Genomic DNA, 15,279 nt, shown 5'->3' on the forward strand with positions numbered 1-15,279 from the left:
CGTTTAAGGTTTGACTCCATTTTTCACCATTCTTTAGGTTCATAATTAAGATCACTAAATAATTGATTTTTTTCTTTCTTCGTTAAATCTCTCCATTGTCCAATAGGGAGGTTTCCCAAGTGGATATTCATAATCCGAATTCGTTGGAGACGAACAACTGAAAACCCTAGAGCAGAACACATCCGTCGGATTTGACGATTTAACCCTTGTGTTAAGATAATCTTAAAAACAAATTTAGATAATTGTTCCACCTTACAGGGTAGTGTTTTCGTATCTAGGATTCTAACTCCTTCTGACATCTTTTTTAAGAACTCCGAAGTAATTGGCTTATCAACCGTAACGAAATACTCTTTTTCATGTTTATTTTCTGCACGCAGTATTTCATTAACGATATCACCATCATTTGTGAGAAGGATTAGCCCATCGGAATCCTTGTCAAGTCTTCCGATGTTAAAAATTCGTAGTGGGTGGTTGACTAAATCAATGATATTTCCTTTAATATGTTTCTCGGTTGTACTTGTGATCCCCACCGGCTTATTTAGGGCAATGTAGACATAATTTTTGGCTACTCTGATGGTTTCACCATTTACACGAACCACATCACCAGGCTCGACTTGACTGCCAACCTTAGCAATCTTCCCGTTAATGGTAACTCTTCCTTCTTCTATCCATTTATCCGCTCCGCGCCTTGATGTTTTTCCAGACTCAGAGATAAATTTATTTAATCGCAGGTTAAACACATCCTTAATGGCTTGAATTATGTTCTTAGAATACTTAACCCAAAGCTTAATTTCAAGGTTAAGTTGATTTAATGTTTACCATTTCCAACTTTTTTTCGCATCTGTTATAAAGTTCGAAGAGGGGAAAAAGGTTTCTCTAGACCCACTAGTTGTTTTTGTTCAATAATATAAATAGAGAAGAAGAGGGTGATAAAAATGATAGAAGAACAAGGTTTTTTGGATTTAAAAAGAGGAGAGCGCGGAGCCATAATAAGTATTATTGCTTATATTTGCTTGTCCGCATTAAAACTAGCCGTAGGATTTACAGCAAATTCGGCAGCATTGAAAGCAGACGGCTTGAATAATGTAACCGATATTGTTGCTTCGGTTGCTGTTCTTATTGGTCTTAAATTATCGCAAAGGCCGGCAGATGACGACCACCCTTATGGGCACTGGAAAGCAGAAACGGTTGCTTCAATGGTTGCGTCCTTTATTATGATGGCAGTGGGTCTGAAAGTTGCATACGATGCTATTTTTAGTATTTTTTATGCACAAAATGAATCTCCTGATGTAATCTCCGCCTGGACGGGACTATTTTGTGCATTCATTATGTACCTTGTTTATCGCTATAATAAAAAACTGGCAAAAGAAATAAACAGCCAATCTGTTATGGCTGCAGCAAAGGATAATCTATCTGATGCATGGGTAAGTGTGGGTACGTTCGTTGGGATTATCGGTTCACAGTTTGGTCTGCCGTGGCTGGATCCTTTAGCAGCAGTACTAGTAGGATTCCTCATTTGCAAAACTGCCTGGGATATTTTTAAGGAAGCGTCCCTCTATTTAACAGATGGATTTGATGAAAAGGAAATAGAAATATATAAACAGACTATTCATCAGTGTCAGGGAGTTAAAGGGGTGAAGGAAATAAAAGCGAGGAATTATGGAAATAACGTAGTTGTTGATGTTGTTATCCTCGTTAATTCCACTTTAGATGTAAAGAGCGCACATGATATTGCTACAAAAGTAGAAGATGAATTAATTGCAAAACATCAAGTTTATGACGTACATGTACATGTTGAACCTAAATAAAAACCATACATATGGAAAACAAAAAAGGAAGGAGTTTTTATGCTCCATTCCTTTTTGTTTTCTACTCAATCTATTTATTCTTCTTCGGCTTGCTCCAACTGTTGAAAGAAAACGGTGGTGATTTCGTTGAGTTGGTCTAGCTCTTTTTGCCAGATTAAAGCTGGGTTGTTTTGTAATGTTTGTATGGCACTTTCGATTAGGAATTTTCTTGGTGCTCTGGTATGCAAGATTTCTTCTTGAATGAAATCTATCAGTTCATGATACTTTTCCTGATCATTTCTTTCAGGGAAGTATTTTACAATCGAATTTCTCATGGGACCTACTATTTTATAAAATTGATCCATTAATTCATGATTATTTTTATGTCGTCCTGGGAGCCATTTTTCTAATAGTTCAGGTTCATGAATTTGCTCTCCAGCCTCTGCCACCTCAGCAACCATATTTACTAAGCGGTTCACACTATAACGGACCACCTTGCTTATTTGCTCATGAGAGTCTGTCGCCATGCGATTGTACTGGAGATTATTCTGTAATAGCCCCTGAAACATAATGGCACAATCTAATAAGTATGGCCTATTCATTTCACCAAAAATATCAATAAACCTTCCAACCATCCAGCGAATTGAACGCAGCCGTGCTACACGAATATATTGTTTCAAATCAGTGTCATTTGTGGCCAGTACTTCTTCGTAAAGAGCAATAAGTTTATTTTTTCTATTAGACATCATTTGCATTTCTATTTGTTTAATAAAGATCTCAATATCTGAAGGATTTTTCCCCATTAATAATTCATTTCTATCTTTTTCGAGTTTTTTGGAAATTGTTTTGTAAATCGCGATTAATAATTCGCTTTTAGATGAAAAGTATTTATAAAAAGTTCCTTTTGAGATCCCGCTAAAATCTAAAATATCTTGAATTGACGTTGCTTGAAATCCTTTTTCAATAAATAATTGATGAGCCTTATTTATAACATGCTGTTTACGTTCATTCATTTTATCACCTATAATCCGAATTATACTACCTGTATAAAAATATACTACATTATCTAGACATTCATTACAAACCCATTATTTTGTAGTGTTTTTTGATTGCAAAAAATGAACTCTCGGTATATTATTAATAAAGCATGGAACAAGTGTATAAAAAAATGTACAAAGGGTTTATAGGGGGTAAATAACTATGGAAAAAAATACTGAAACGAAACGCCCTCCATACGGGGTTATATCAATCCTGATGATTGGGGCTTTTATTGCTTTTTTAAATAACACATTGCTTAATATTGCACTTCCATCCATAATGTCGGATTTAGAGGTGGATGCGTCAACTGTACAATGGCTCACAACAGGCTTTATGTTAGTGAATGGAGTACTAATCCCAACAACAGCCTTTTTAATTCAAAAATATTCTGTGAGAAAACTTTTCTTGGTTGCAATGGGGTTATTTACAGCAGGGACCATTCTTGCAGGAATTGCACATGTATTTCCTGTTTTATTAGCAGGCAGGATGACGCAAGCTGCAGGTTCTGCAATCATGATGCCACTATTAATGAATGTTATGTTAGTAAGTTTCCCGATTGAAAAAAGAGGGGCAGCAATGGGGATTTTTGGATTAGTTTTAATGGGGGCACCGGCAATCGGACCGACATTATCTGGTTGGTTAATTGAGCATTATGACTGGAGAATGCTATTCCATTTTGTAACACCGATCGCTGTGATTGTACTATTAATCGGTTTATTCTTATTAAAAGATAAAAAAGATAAGGTTGATATTCAGCTTGATTTCCTATCCGTTATCCTTACAAGTGTAGGATTTGGCGGTTTACTTTATGGGTTTAGTTCAGCTGGAAAGCAAGGCTGGGATAGTCCACAGGTTTATCTAACCATTGCAATAGGAGCTATTTCATTGCTGGTATCGATTGTACGTCAATTAAAACAAGAAAAGCCCATGCTTAATTATAGAATCTTTAAATACCCTATGTTTGCATTATCGTCCGTTATCTCAATGGTACTTACGATGGCAATGTTTTCGGGGATGTTGTTGCTGCCGATTTATGTTCAAACGGTGCGTGGTATATCCCCATTTGATGCAGGGTTAATGATGCTTCCGGGAGCAATCATTATGGCGCTAATGTCACCTGTTACGGGTAAACTATTCGATAAATTCGGCGGACGCCTTTTAGCTATCGTTGGTTTAGTTATCACAGTGGTTACAAGTTATCTTTTCAGCCAATTAACACTTGAAACAACGTATACTCAATTATTGCTTTTATTTTCAGTTCGAATGTTTGGGATGTCGATGGTGATGATGCCTGTATCTACAAATGGTTTAAATCAATTGCCGGCACGTTTTTACCCACATGGTACCGCAATGAACAATACACTACAGCAGGTATCTGGAGCGATTGGAACAGCGTTATTGGTAACCGTAATGTCAAACCGTGCCGAGTCAAAGGCGAAGGAACTTGGTGAAGCAGCTATGGCAAACTTAACGGAACAACCTACAGAAGCAGCCTTAGCTGAGATGCAGCAACAAGTTATGATGAGCGCAACGTTAGACGGTATTAATTTCGCCTTTTTCGTGTCCGTCTTTATAGCAGCTGTTGCCCTAATTCTTGCATTCTTTATGAAACGTGTAAAACAAGCGGATGAAAGTAAGGGTGAAAAACCTGCAGGGAAAAAAGTAGTAAATAAACTTGTTGAAAACTAATCGTAATTTTTTACGTCTAAACTCTAATCGAGTTTAGGCGTTTTTTTCATTATGAAAAATTTGCTTTTTGATGAAAAATCATTCTATAGTAAAAGTGGGAATTGCATAACAGGAGGAAATAAAAATGGAAAACAAATTGAATTCAAATTTTACGGATGCGTATATTGAACGGTGCAGCAAAGACACAGAAACGATGATTGCCAATGAATCTTCAACTTTTTTAAACCAGCCAATTACATACTTAAAAGAGCACAAAAATGAATTTATTTACGTAGAGTCTACTTTGTTTGAACAAATCGGTGTTGAAGGTGTTTCACTAGAGGTGGATGATGTATTTGGTACCTATGATGTCATGCTAGGCTTAAAGTTACAGAAAAAGTTTGAGAAAATGCTAAAGGAACAACTGAATAACTCCTTGAATGGTGAAGAGGCGAAATTCGATTTAATGTTTAGTCATGATGATGGGTTATGGGATTTGAATTTTGCATTAAACTATGTGGAGGGGTATAAAGAAGATCTTTCTTTGAATGAGGCCATTCAGTTAATACATCAGTTCTTATCTCAATTAGTTGAAACGGTTAAAGTAAAGTAACGCTTGGAATCCCAAGCGTTACTTTACTTTAAATCGAAGTACTGTTTTTAATTTCGCTGGTTCTGTCCTTCTTGGATCACTTATGTATATCTCACGATGTCTTTTATCAATACGAGTTAATTGAGCAGCTGAACAGAAATCATCCATTTTTGAAAAAGTTTCAGGTTCACTATCGTAATCTCCCAGGTGCATACATTGGACACACATGCCCTCGTTTATTTGTTCGAATTTTGTGGACCTTAACAGTTCTCCGGAAACTTTTTTTGCAGCTGTTTCTTTTGCCAGTGTAAAGAGGTCTTCTGTGACAAAATCTGGCTGTCGAATCATTAGTTTATAAACAAGCCTATCTTTATTGAGGTGCGCTAATTTTCTTCCTTCTTCATCCAAATCCCAGACACCCTCTAATGGGAAAACCGTATATTCAAAATAACCGTCGGGGGTAAGTCCTTTTTTCGGACTCATCCGGATCGCGTATGACAAAGTGTATACTGTCTCGATATGCTCCTTAAATGCTTCACTATTAGGATTTCCATGCCCAGTTAAAGTGAAGTACTTCATTGGTGGGACAACAATGCTCCTTGGAGTGGTAGATGGAAGATAGATGTCTTTGTCTTTTTTTCTCCATTCGTATTTCATAATTCCCTCCTTTATTTTTGCCTTCATCAAATGATATAACAATTGTCGTTATAAAGCATTTTTTCTTTTATATTCATTCGGCAAATAATTTACGATTGTCGATAAGTTATTTGGAAGAAAATCTGTCCGTTTTTTATAATCGAATCATGGAAAATCTTTATTTTTACTATACAAACATTGGTTTTTAGCTTATTTGGTAGAACATGAATACCTTTAATTAGTTTGTGGAGGTGTTCGATGTAATTTTACAAATTTTTTTGTCTATATGTGATAAATTGGTAAAAGACTAAGAATTGTACAAGAATGATACTCATTTAACTACTATTACTTTCATCGATCTTTCCCTTCAAAACCATCATCAAGTATTAAAAGAACACCATTCCTGTTTTATAGAATCTAGTTCACATTTTGGATAGTAGAATACGAGCATCATTTTACAGATTGTATAATGTAATGAATTTTCGTGACCTGTAAAATTAAAAATAGATGCAGAATTTTCAGTAAAGTCACTTTTAAAAAGGAGGGTTTTTTATTGGAAAAAATCCAGCGAATCTCCACTACCAATCTAGAACTGAACTTTCAAGAAGTCGAACGTGCGCTTTCCAATCAAGAAGCAATGGAAGAATCGAATCGCTGCCTTTATTGCTATGATGCTCCTTGTATAAAGGCCTGTCCTACAGGAATCGATATCCCCACTTTTATCAAAAAAATTGCCTCTGGTAATTTACTTGGTTCTGCCAAAACGATTATGTCTTCCAATCCAGTTGGTGCCAGTTGTGCACGAGTATGTCCAACAGATGAGTTGTGTGAAGGTGCTTGTGTATTAAATCATTCCACAAAACCAATTATGATTGGAAATCTCCAGAGGTATGCGACAGATTGGGCAATTAGAAATGAACAAACACTATTTAAACCAGGAACTCCCAACGGTAAATCTGTCGCGGTTGTTGGGGGAGGGCCAGCAGGACTTTCTGCAGCAAGAGAATTAGGAAGATTGGGGTATGCAGTGACGATATTTGAAGCTGCAGACAAAGCCGGCGGCTTAAATACTTATGGGATTGTCTCATTCAGGCTTCCACAGTCGATTTCGTACTGGGAAGTGGAACAAGTTGAGAAGCTTAATGTAACGATCAAAACCAACACAAGGGTTGGTGTAGATGTATCCACTAAGGAATTACTACAAAACTTTGATTGCATCGTGTTAGCGGTAGGGATGGCACATGTTCCTAATTTAGGAATTGAAGGAGAAGATCTCGATGGGGTCTATGATGCCATTGAGTTTGTTAAGGAAACAAAGAGTGGAAGGTTATCGCAGGACTTTGTCGGAAAACGGGCAGTAGTTATTGGGGCAGGGAATACCGCTATTGATGGTGCAACCTGTTCTGTACGCTTAGGAGCAGAAAATGTAAAAATCTTATACCGTCGTACGGAAGAAGAAATGACTGCCTATGATTTTGAATATGAATTTGCCAAACAAGACGGCGTGGAATTTCGTTGGTTAACCGCACCAAAGAGAATCATTGGGGATGAAAATGGGAAAGTCGCCGGGATTGAATGTATCAAAATGAATCTAGGTGATCCCGAAAACGACGGGCGGAGGAGACCAAGCCCGATTGAAGGATCCGAATATGTCATTCCGGTAGAGGCTGTAATCAAAGCTATCGGTCAAACAAGGCATTTGAAACTTATTGAAGAACTCGGACTGCACAATGATCGTGGTGTAGTACAAGTGAATAATGAAACCTATCAAACTTCTAATCCAAAAATATTTGCTTGTGGAGATGTTGTTTTTGGCAAGGGCAAAGGTGATGCCATGGTGGTTACCGCTGCACAACAAGGAAAACAAGCAGCATATAGCATTCATAAACAATTTAGCGCAGTGGAAACATCCTAGTAAATTCATCTTTCAAGGATATAAATATGTAAGCGTTTTCCTGCGCTAAAGCGTTTCTACAATAAAGGGGTGAATTCAATATGGCTGATTTAAGTATTAATCTTGCAGGGATTAAATCTCCCAATCCATTTTGGCTTGCATCAGCACCTCCGACCAATTCAGGTTATCAAGTGCAGAGAGCCTTTGAAGCGGGTTGGGGCGGGGCAGTCTGGAAGACATTAGGTGACCCAATTTTAAATGTATCATCTAGGTTTGCCGCCATCAGTTTTAACGGGCAGCGTGTAGCAGGTTTTAATAATATTGAACTCATAACGGACAGACCATTAGATGTAAATTTAAAAGAAATCTATGAAACCAAAAAGAGATTTCCTAACCATGCAATCATTGCTTCGCTAATGGTGGAACCAAAACAAGAGAAATGGCATGAAATTGTTAAGCGGGTGGAGGATGTTGGAGTTGACGGTCTAGAGTTAAACTTCGGATGTCCGCATGGTATGGCTGAACGTGGGATGGGTTCGGCATCGGGCCAAGTACCTTCGCTTGTAGAACGCCAGACCTATTGGGTAAAGGAAGTTGCCAAAACACCTGTTATTGTAAAACTAACCCCAAACATAACTGATATTACGGCTACGGCTGAAGCTGCATGTAATGGCGGAGCGGATGCTATCAGTATGATTAACACCATTAATAGTTTGATGGGGGTCGACCTTGATACATGGAATACCATTCCGCATGTTGCTGGTAAGGGGGCACATGGCGGCTATTGTGGTCCTGCTGTAAAACCGATAGCCCTTAATATGGTGGCAGAATGCGCAAGACATGCCAATATTAATGTCCCGATATCAGGGATTGGCGGAATCTCGAACTGGCAGGATGCCGTTGAATTCATGCTAATGGGCGCTACAGGTGTGCAAATTTGTACCGCGGCGATGCACCACGGCTTCCGGATTGTTGAAGACATGATAGAAGGGCTCAGCCATTATTTGGATAGTAAAGGAATTAAGTCTGTATCTGAAATCATTGGTCAATCGGTTCCAAGGTATTCGGATTGGGGTAATTTAGATCTTAACTATAATATCGTTGCAAAAATCAATAATGAAGTTTGTATCAACTGCAATAAATGCCATATTGCCTGTGAGGATACCTCCCATCAATGTATCGATATGTTAACTGATGAAAATGGAAAAAGTTATTTAAAAGTTAGGGAGGAGGATTGCGTGGGTTGTAACTTATGTTCCATTGTCTGCCCTGTGGAAGGAGCCATCGATATGGTGGAAGCACTACGTGAACTTCCACCAATGACTTGGAATGAAAGACAGTCAGCCTTGAGTCTAGCAACAGAATGTAAGATTAATAGTAACAAATAAGAAGGGAGAAATGGTATGAAGAAACTGATAAAAAATGGAACGATCGTAACAGCAGCAGATACTTTTACAGCAGAAATCCTAATTGAAGATGGGAAAATCGCTCAAATTGGCGATAATCTGCCTGCGAATGGTGCAGAAGTAATTGATGCAAAAGGTTGTCTAGTTATACCAGGCGGCATCGATCCTCATACGCATTTAGATATGCCTTTTGGAGGTACGGTAACAAAGGATGATTTTGAAACGGGGACGATTGCTGCTGCTTTTGGGGGAACAACAACGGTTATTGATTTTTGCTTAACCAATAAGGGTGAGCCGTTAAAAAATGCAATCCAAACCTGGCACGCAAAATCAAAAGAAAAAGCTGTGATTGACTATGGATTCCATTTAATGATTGCGGAAATCAATGAAAATGTCTTAAATGAACTTCCTTATGTGATTAATGAGGAAGGTATTACTTCCTTTAAGGTATTTATGGCTTACAAAAACGTTTTCCAAGCAGATGATGAAACGCTTTTTAGAACCCTTGTTTCAGCTAAAGAGCATGGAGCCCTTGTCATGGTACACGCAGAAAATGGTGATGTCATTGATTATTTAACGAAAAAGGCGGTAGCAGAAGGGAACACTGCGCCAATCTATCACGCCTTAACGAGACCACCAGAATTAGAGGGGGAAGCGACGGGAAGAGCGGCAACACTTACAGGGCTGGCAAACTCACAATTGTATGTGGTACACGTATCTTGTGCCGATGCGGTTGAAAAAATTGCCGAAGCACGAAGCAGGGGCTTTGATGTGTGGGGTGAAACCTGTCCACAATATTTAGTGTTAGATCAAAGTTATTTAGAGAGGCCAAATTTTGAAGGGGCAAAATATGTTTGGTCACCGCCATTACGAGAAAAATGGAACCAAGAGGTACTTTGGAATGCGTTAAAGAGTGGTCAACTGCAAACTCTCGGATCTGATCAATGCTCTTTTGATTTTAAAGGGCAAAAGGATCTAGGAAAAGATGACTTTACGAAAATACCAAATGGAGGACCCATCATTGAAGACCGTCTTTCCATCCTATTTTCTGAGGGGGTGAAAAAGGGACGTATAAGTTTAAATCAATTTGTTGATCTTACTTCCACTCGGGCTGCAAAATTATTTGGTTTATATCCGAAAAAAGGCAGTATTGCCGTTGGGGCAGATGCAGATATTGTTATTTTTGATCCAAATGTAGAGCGAGTTATTTCTGCTGAAACCCATCATATGGCGGTGGATTACAATGCCTTTGAAGGAATGAAAGTCACTGGAGAACCTGTTTCTGTTTTATCCCGAGGTGAATTTGTCGTCCGTGATAATCAGTATGTTGGTAAACCGGGTTCTGGTCAATATATAAAGAGAGCCAAATACAATAGGTATACACAACTAAATCAAAACGAAACTCTATCCATTTAGCAGCATTTTATCGAATACTATTTTTCTCCATTCATTGTTGAACGACTCCTGCAATTGCTTGTTCTTCAAGCAATTGCACCCTTTAAAACCTCTGTTGAAAGTCGGTTATGTAAATTAAGATGTTTACATTTTTGGATCTTAAACCGAAAAAGGAGTGTTCATATGAAAAAAAGCCACTTAAAGTCTTCTGATTTATTGCCAATTCAACAAAAAGATAGGAAAGTTACAAAACTGGGTTATTCCTTTATGTGGGTTGGGATGGTCGTTGTGCTTGCAACCTTTGCCATTGGTGGTGCAGGTGTCCAAAGCCTTTCATTACCGCTAGTTATTCTTGCAACGATTATCGGGTCACTAGCAATCGGATTTTTCATCTCCTTAATTGCTGATATCGGCATTGAGCATGGCTTGTCATTTCCTGTGTATATGAGAGCCCCCTTTGGGACGATAGGGACCCATATTCCTTCGATAACAAGGGGAATTACCGCTTCGGCTTGGTTTGGAATCAATACGTATTTCGGTGCAACAGCGATGAACGGCATTTTAAATATTTTATCTGGATTTGACAATTGGTTTGTTTGCTTCATTATTTTTGCCATTGTGCAATTGATTAATACCGCTTTAGGGATTAAGTCGATTGAACGTTTTGCTGATTTAGCGGCCCCAATCATTCTCTTAATTTCCATTTGGATGTATTCCTCCTTATCTGACCAAGCACAGGCTGCTGGCAGGGATGTTTGGAGTTGGGTCGAATCGCCTGTTACCGGTGGTGCGGCGTTTACCGCTTTTCTAGTTGTGATTTTTAGTAATATGGGCTTTTGGGCAACGTTGAGTGCGGATATTCCGTCAATTTCTCGTTTTATGAAAGCACCAGCAAATGAAAAGAACTGGTTTAAAAGAAATAAAAGTTCGTTAATTGGAAACCTTGTCGCTATGCCATTAACCCAAACTTTTATGATTATCATTGGTGCAGTATCTTACATTGCTGTATTAAATGCGGACCCTGTGGTTGCGCTTCAAGAGTCAGCAAGTGGAATTGTCCTTGCCGTTTTATTGTTGATGATCGTACTGGCTCAATGGTCTACGAATACAGCGGCGAATGTAGTGCCGGCAGCAACGATTTTCTCCAACGTAGGCGGACCGAAGTTTCCGTTTTGGGCAGGTGTTATCACTGCTGGTATCGTAGGTACCATTGTACAGCCGTGGGAGTTATTTGGTGTCATTATTCCCATTCTATTAATCGTTGGCGGTATATTGTCTGCAATCGTTGGTATTCTTTTTGCTGACTATTATTTAATTCGTAAACGAAGAGTGAATGTGCCGGAGTTATACGAAGACCATGGTCAATTTAGATATTGGGGCGGCATGAATGTTGCAGGATTCATTGCTTGGATCATTGGTGGGTATGTTTCCTATTTATTACCGACATATGGTTTTTTAGTAGGTTTCATTCTAGGAGCGGCAATTTATTATGTCCTTGCAAAATACTGGTGGTTTAAGAAATATCATCAAGCTGAAATTGAGGATCCGAGTGATGAAAAATATCTTGGTATCTCTGTTGGTCGTGATTGGGTCATTGAAGAAGAATATGAGTCCGTCATAGAGGAAGCACCTGTGGGATTAAAATTTGATTAATGAAAATTTCACAATTGTAGGAGGAAACGATGTCGGATTATCAACAATATCTTAATGAAAGAGATAAGCTCGATTTTTTTATTCAGAAGGGTTTTCGAATTAATGCAGTCCATGAGCATTTAGATGGTGCTTCTATTGAGTTTTATCACCCAACGAAGAAGGATAAAGAAATATTGCTGATTGGAACTGCCAATGCTAGGAAGTATTTTTCCAGTTTACTAATTAAACAGAACTTGGGGATAAAGTGAGTTAGCGTATAAGAAGGGGATTGGTAGCTATACCAATCCTTTTTGAAAATTTGTTTCTTTATAAGGAGTAATAGAATGAAAGAGCAGTTACCATTAATGGTTTCCGATATACTATCTCGCAAGCATTTTGAACAAGCAATCGTAATTGCTGGGGTGGAAGGTCTTAAACGGATTGTAAAATGGGTTCATGTTGTCGAGGTCACCAATATTCGTAATCTCTTAAATGGAGATGAATTAATCTTATCCACTGGCGCGTTATTGAAAGACGATGAGGCGTTGTTTGTTTCCATCCTCCATCAACTTATAGAAACAAATGCAGCGGGTCTTTGCATTGAAATGGGAACCTATTTGTCAGAGATTCCTGCTCAAGCAATTATGATAGCAAATCAGCATAAATTTCCCATTATTATTTTTAAAAAGGAAGTTCCTTTCGTTGAAATCACACAAGATATTCATACCATGATTATAAACAATCAATATAGGAAGATTAATGACTTACGGAAATTATTTATGGAAGAAAAGAAGAGGGTCGAAGAGTATGAGTGGCTCCAGGGCTGGCTTGAGGGGGAGCATACTTTAGACAGTATAAACGAATATTTACTGGAGCATGGGGTTAAACCGAAATCAACCGAATCTGTTGTAGTACTGGCAAAGTTGTTTTCTTTTAAGGAGAAATCGAATCAAGATGTTACCTATTTAAAGTTACTCTTTCGTTCTGTTTTTGAACAAAATGGTTTTGTCCTATTTTCGGTTGAAAAAAGAAATGCAATGATCTTCATTCTATTAAATAATCGCCCTAATAAAAATTGTAAGGAACGAATTAAAAACGCGATACAGTCGATAGAAGATTCCGAGTTTTTGAGGAAGAAGAGTACAGCGAAAATATTTATGGCAGCAGGTAAGTTTGTTGAAACCTTAACAGATATACATAAGAGCTGCCAAACCGCAAAAGAAACACTAAGAATTCAACAGGAAATGTCCAAGAAAGAGATCTATTTTTATGAAGATTTACACTTATATCGTCTCATATCTGAAATGAAAAAGCATATAGATTTACAGGAACTAGTAAAGGAATATCTTCAGCCGGTTATTCAACATGATCAAAAGTATAACAGCAAGCTGTTAGAAACATTAAAAGTATATTTGGAGTGTAATGGTTGTAAGCAAGACACGGCCAATAAGCTTTTTATTGTCAGACAGACATTATACCATCGACTAGATAAATTGGATAACCTGCTAGGAAAAGACTTTATGGAGCATGAAAAACGAGTGGCATTAGAATTCATGCTCCTTGTTAAAGATTATATAACACCTTATTTCTTAGACAGTAAAAACCAAATAATGGAGTAACTTTACGTAGTGTTCACTTTGTGGAAGAAATCGCATTGGTTATCTTACAGTATGTCTAATGAACAACATATTATAATACGAGATAATTATATTAATTGGTTATAAGTTTCATCTATTTAGCTAGGGAGGGGAATGCATGAGCGTGATAAAAAAAGATACAGCCGTACTACAAAATTATATTAATGGCGCCTGGGTCAGTTCAAACAGTGCTCAAACACTGGATGTTCCAAATCCGGCCACCAATGAAGTACTTACGAAAGTTCCAGTTTCTTCGAAAGAAGATGTGAATGCTGCGGTGGCGGCTGCGAAAGAAGCGTTTACCAAGTGGAAAAAGGTTCCGGTTCCAAAACGAGCAAGAATACTCTTTAAATATCATAGTCTATTAACAGACAACCATGAAGAGTTAGCAAGACTAATTGTTCAGGAAAATGGTAAGGCATACAAAGAGGCTTATGGAGAAGTCCAGCGTGGCATTGAGTGTGTTGAGTTTGCTTCGGGTGCACCTACTTTAATGATGGGTGAAACTTTATCCGGTATAGCAGAAGAAATTGATTCTGAAATGTTCCGATATCCATTAGGGGTCGTTGGTGGAATAACTCCGTTTAACTTTCCGATGATGGTTCCACTTTGGATGTTTCCGTTAGCGATCGCTTGTGGGAATACCTTTGTGCTAAAACCCTCTGAACGTACGCCGATATTGGCTAATAGACTAGCAGAGTTGTTCTCTCAAGCGGGAGCTCCCCCAGGGGTACTGAATGTCGTACACGGTGCTCATGATGTAGTAAATGGATTACTTGATCATGAAGATATCGCTGCAATCTCCTTCGTTGGTTCTCAGCCTGTAGCGAAATATGTTTACGAACGTGCTGCCTCCAAAGGAAAAAGAGTTCAAGCCCTTTCGGGTGCAAAAAATCATCATATTGTTATGCCTGATGCAGATATGGATAAGGCGGTACAACACATCATCAGTTCCACGTTTGGCAGTGCGGGCCAACGCTGTATGGCCTGTAGTGCTGTTGTTGTGGTGGGTGACAATCAACCATTCGTTAAGGCTTTAACGAAGAAGGCGGATGAGTTGATTATCGGAGATGGAATGGATGACGAAGTCATATTAACTCCGGTAATTCGAAAGGAACATCTTGATAAGGTACTAGGATATATTGAAAAAGGGATTGCAGAGGGTGCTGATTTAATTCGCGATGGACGCAGGGAAATGAGCGAGCAGAATAAAGGGAATTTCATAGGGCCGACTATTTTCGATCATGTTACACCGGAAATGACAATTGCCAAGGACGAAATATTTGCCCCTGTTTTAAGCCTGCTCCGAGCAGATGATTTAGATCAAGGATTGGAGTATATTCGAAAGTCAAGATATGGTAATGGAGCGACGATTTATACCAATAATGCAAAAGCAGTCCGGCAATTCCGTGAAGAGGCGGATGCTGGTATGTTGGGTATCAACGTTGGCGTTCCGGCGACAATGGCATTTTTTCCATTTTCAGGCTGGAAGGATTCCTTCTATGGAGATCTGCATGTGAATGGGAAAGACGGTCTAAACTTCTATACTCGTAAAAAGATGATTACATCACGGTTTGATGGTTAGTTAAGGAGG

At 38.5% G+C, this 15,279-nt stretch carries 13 protein-coding genes; 10 read left to right on the top strand and 3 right to left on the bottom strand.

Annotated elements, in window-relative coordinates; genetic code table 11:
* Positions 1-23: 23 nt before the first annotated feature.
* The gene (gene rluF / locus QUG14_RS02005; RefSeq protein WP_289338832.1) at positions 24-740 is read right to left on the bottom strand and encodes a 23S rRNA pseudouridine(2604) synthase RluF; all 717 of its coding nucleotides are present in this window, start codon (positions 738-740) and stop codon (positions 24-26) included.
* A 198-nt stretch (positions 741-938) separates the two neighbouring features.
* Here rluF and QUG14_RS02010 point away from each other — a divergent pair, with 198 nt between their 5' ends.
* Complete coding sequence (locus QUG14_RS02010; RefSeq protein WP_289344049.1) at positions 939-1,808, top strand: cation diffusion facilitator family transporter; 870 nt, start codon at positions 939-941, stop codon at positions 1,806-1,808.
* A gap of 74 nt (positions 1,809-1,882) precedes the next feature.
* Here QUG14_RS02010 and QUG14_RS02015 read toward each other — a convergent pair whose 3' ends face one another.
* Positions 1,883-2,800, bottom strand: a complete 918-nt coding sequence (locus QUG14_RS02015) for a TetR/AcrR family transcriptional regulator (protein ID WP_289338833.1) — start codon at positions 2,798-2,800, stop codon at positions 1,883-1,885.
* A gap of 187 nt (positions 2,801-2,987) precedes the next feature.
* Between QUG14_RS02015 and QUG14_RS02020 the strand changes: the two genes are divergently transcribed.
* Together QUG14_RS02020 and QUG14_RS02025 are read left to right on the top strand one after the other, a co-directional pair.
* On the top strand, positions 2,988-4,514 hold the full coding sequence (locus QUG14_RS02020; protein ID WP_289338835.1) for a DHA2 family efflux MFS transporter permease subunit: 1,527 nt from the start codon (positions 2,988-2,990) through the stop codon (positions 4,512-4,514).
* Between the two features lie 124 nt (positions 4,515-4,638).
* The gene (locus QUG14_RS02025) at positions 4,639-5,106 is read left to right on the top strand and encodes a branched-chain amino acid aminotransferase (protein ID WP_289338836.1); all 468 of its coding nucleotides are present in this window, start codon (positions 4,639-4,641) and stop codon (positions 5,104-5,106) included.
* Between the two features lie 18 nt (positions 5,107-5,124).
* On the opposite strand, the gene QUG14_RS02030 is transcribed toward QUG14_RS02025, so the two are convergent.
* Entirely contained in the window at positions 5,125-5,742 is a 618-nt protein-coding gene (locus tag QUG14_RS02030) for a GyrI-like domain-containing protein (RefSeq protein ID WP_289338838.1), read from the bottom strand.
* A 541-nt stretch (positions 5,743-6,283) separates the two neighbouring features.
* On the opposite strand from QUG14_RS02030, the gene QUG14_RS02035 reads away from it, so the two are divergent.
* The 7 genes from QUG14_RS02035 to QUG14_RS02065 all read left to right on the top strand — a co-directional run bounded on the left by QUG14_RS02035 (position 6,284) and on the right by QUG14_RS02065 (position 15,270).
* Positions 6,284-7,636 carry an NAD(P)-dependent oxidoreductase gene (locus QUG14_RS02035; RefSeq protein WP_289344050.1) on the top strand — a complete coding sequence of 451 codons (1,353 nt, stop codon included), beginning with the start codon at positions 6,284-6,286 and terminating at the stop codon, positions 7,634-7,636.
* Positions 7,637-7,716: 80 nt separating this feature from the next.
* Positions 7,717-9,003 (top strand): NAD-dependent dihydropyrimidine dehydrogenase subunit PreA, encoded by a 1,287-nt coding sequence (gene preA, locus QUG14_RS02040; protein WP_289338840.1) that lies wholly within the window; start codon positions 7,717-7,719, stop codon positions 9,001-9,003.
* Positions 9,004-9,018: 15 nt separating this feature from the next.
* Positions 9,019-10,437, top strand: a complete 1,419-nt coding sequence (gene hydA, locus QUG14_RS02045; RefSeq protein ID WP_289338841.1) for a dihydropyrimidinase — start codon at positions 9,019-9,021, stop codon at positions 10,435-10,437.
* A gap of 162 nt (positions 10,438-10,599) precedes the next feature.
* Positions 10,600-12,069 carry an NCS1 family transporter gene (locus QUG14_RS02050; protein WP_289338842.1) on the top strand — a complete coding sequence of 490 codons (1,470 nt, stop codon included), beginning with the start codon at positions 10,600-10,602 and terminating at the stop codon, positions 12,067-12,069.
* Positions 12,070-12,098: 29 nt separating this feature from the next.
* Positions 12,099-12,317 carry a hypothetical protein gene (locus QUG14_RS02055; protein ID WP_289338844.1) on the top strand — a complete coding sequence of 73 codons (219 nt, stop codon included), beginning with the start codon at positions 12,099-12,101 and terminating at the stop codon, positions 12,315-12,317.
* Positions 12,318-12,392: 75 nt separating this feature from the next.
* Positions 12,393-13,667, top strand: a complete 1,275-nt coding sequence (locus QUG14_RS02060; RefSeq protein WP_289338845.1) for a PucR family transcriptional regulator — start codon at positions 12,393-12,395, stop codon at positions 13,665-13,667.
* 136 nt (positions 13,668-13,803) lie between these two features.
* Positions 13,804-15,270: a CoA-acylating methylmalonate-semialdehyde dehydrogenase gene (locus tag QUG14_RS02065; protein ID WP_289338846.1), complete on the top strand. Its 1,467-nt coding sequence runs from the start codon at positions 13,804-13,806 to the stop codon at positions 15,268-15,270.
* The last annotated feature ends 9 nt before the right edge of the window (positions 15,271-15,279 follow it).

Source organism: Neobacillus sp. CF12 (assembly GCF_030348765.1).
Classification (GTDB): Bacteria; Bacillota; Bacilli; order Bacillales; family Cytobacillaceae; genus Neobacillus.

Coding starts and splice junctions, on each gene's coding strand:
- QUG14_RS02015 (WP_289338833.1), bottom strand. CDS start 2,800: ATGAATGAACGTAAACAGCATGTTATAAATAAGGCTCATCAATTATTT.
- QUG14_RS02020 (WP_289338835.1), top strand. CDS start 2,988: ATGGAAAAAAATACTGAAACGAAACGCCCTCCATACGGGGTTATATCA.
- QUG14_RS02025 (WP_289338836.1), top strand. CDS start 4,639: ATGGAAAACAAATTGAATTCAAATTTTACGGATGCGTATATTGAACGG.
- QUG14_RS02030 (WP_289338838.1), bottom strand. CDS start 5,742: ATGAAATACGAATGGAGAAAAAAAGACAAAGACATCTATCTTCCATCT.
- preA (WP_289338840.1), top strand. CDS start 7,717: ATGGCTGATTTAAGTATTAATCTTGCAGGGATTAAATCTCCCAATCCA.
- hydA (WP_289338841.1), top strand. CDS start 9,019: ATGAAGAAACTGATAAAAAATGGAACGATCGTAACAGCAGCAGATACT.
- QUG14_RS02050 (WP_289338842.1), top strand. CDS start 10,600: ATGAAAAAAAGCCACTTAAAGTCTTCTGATTTATTGCCAATTCAACAA.
- QUG14_RS02055 (WP_289338844.1), top strand. CDS start 12,099: ATGTCGGATTATCAACAATATCTTAATGAAAGAGATAAGCTCGATTTT.
- QUG14_RS02060 (WP_289338845.1), top strand. CDS start 12,393: ATGAAAGAGCAGTTACCATTAATGGTTTCCGATATACTATCTCGCAAG.
- QUG14_RS02065 (WP_289338846.1), top strand. CDS start 13,804: ATGAGCGTGATAAAAAAAGATACAGCCGTACTACAAAATTATATTAAT.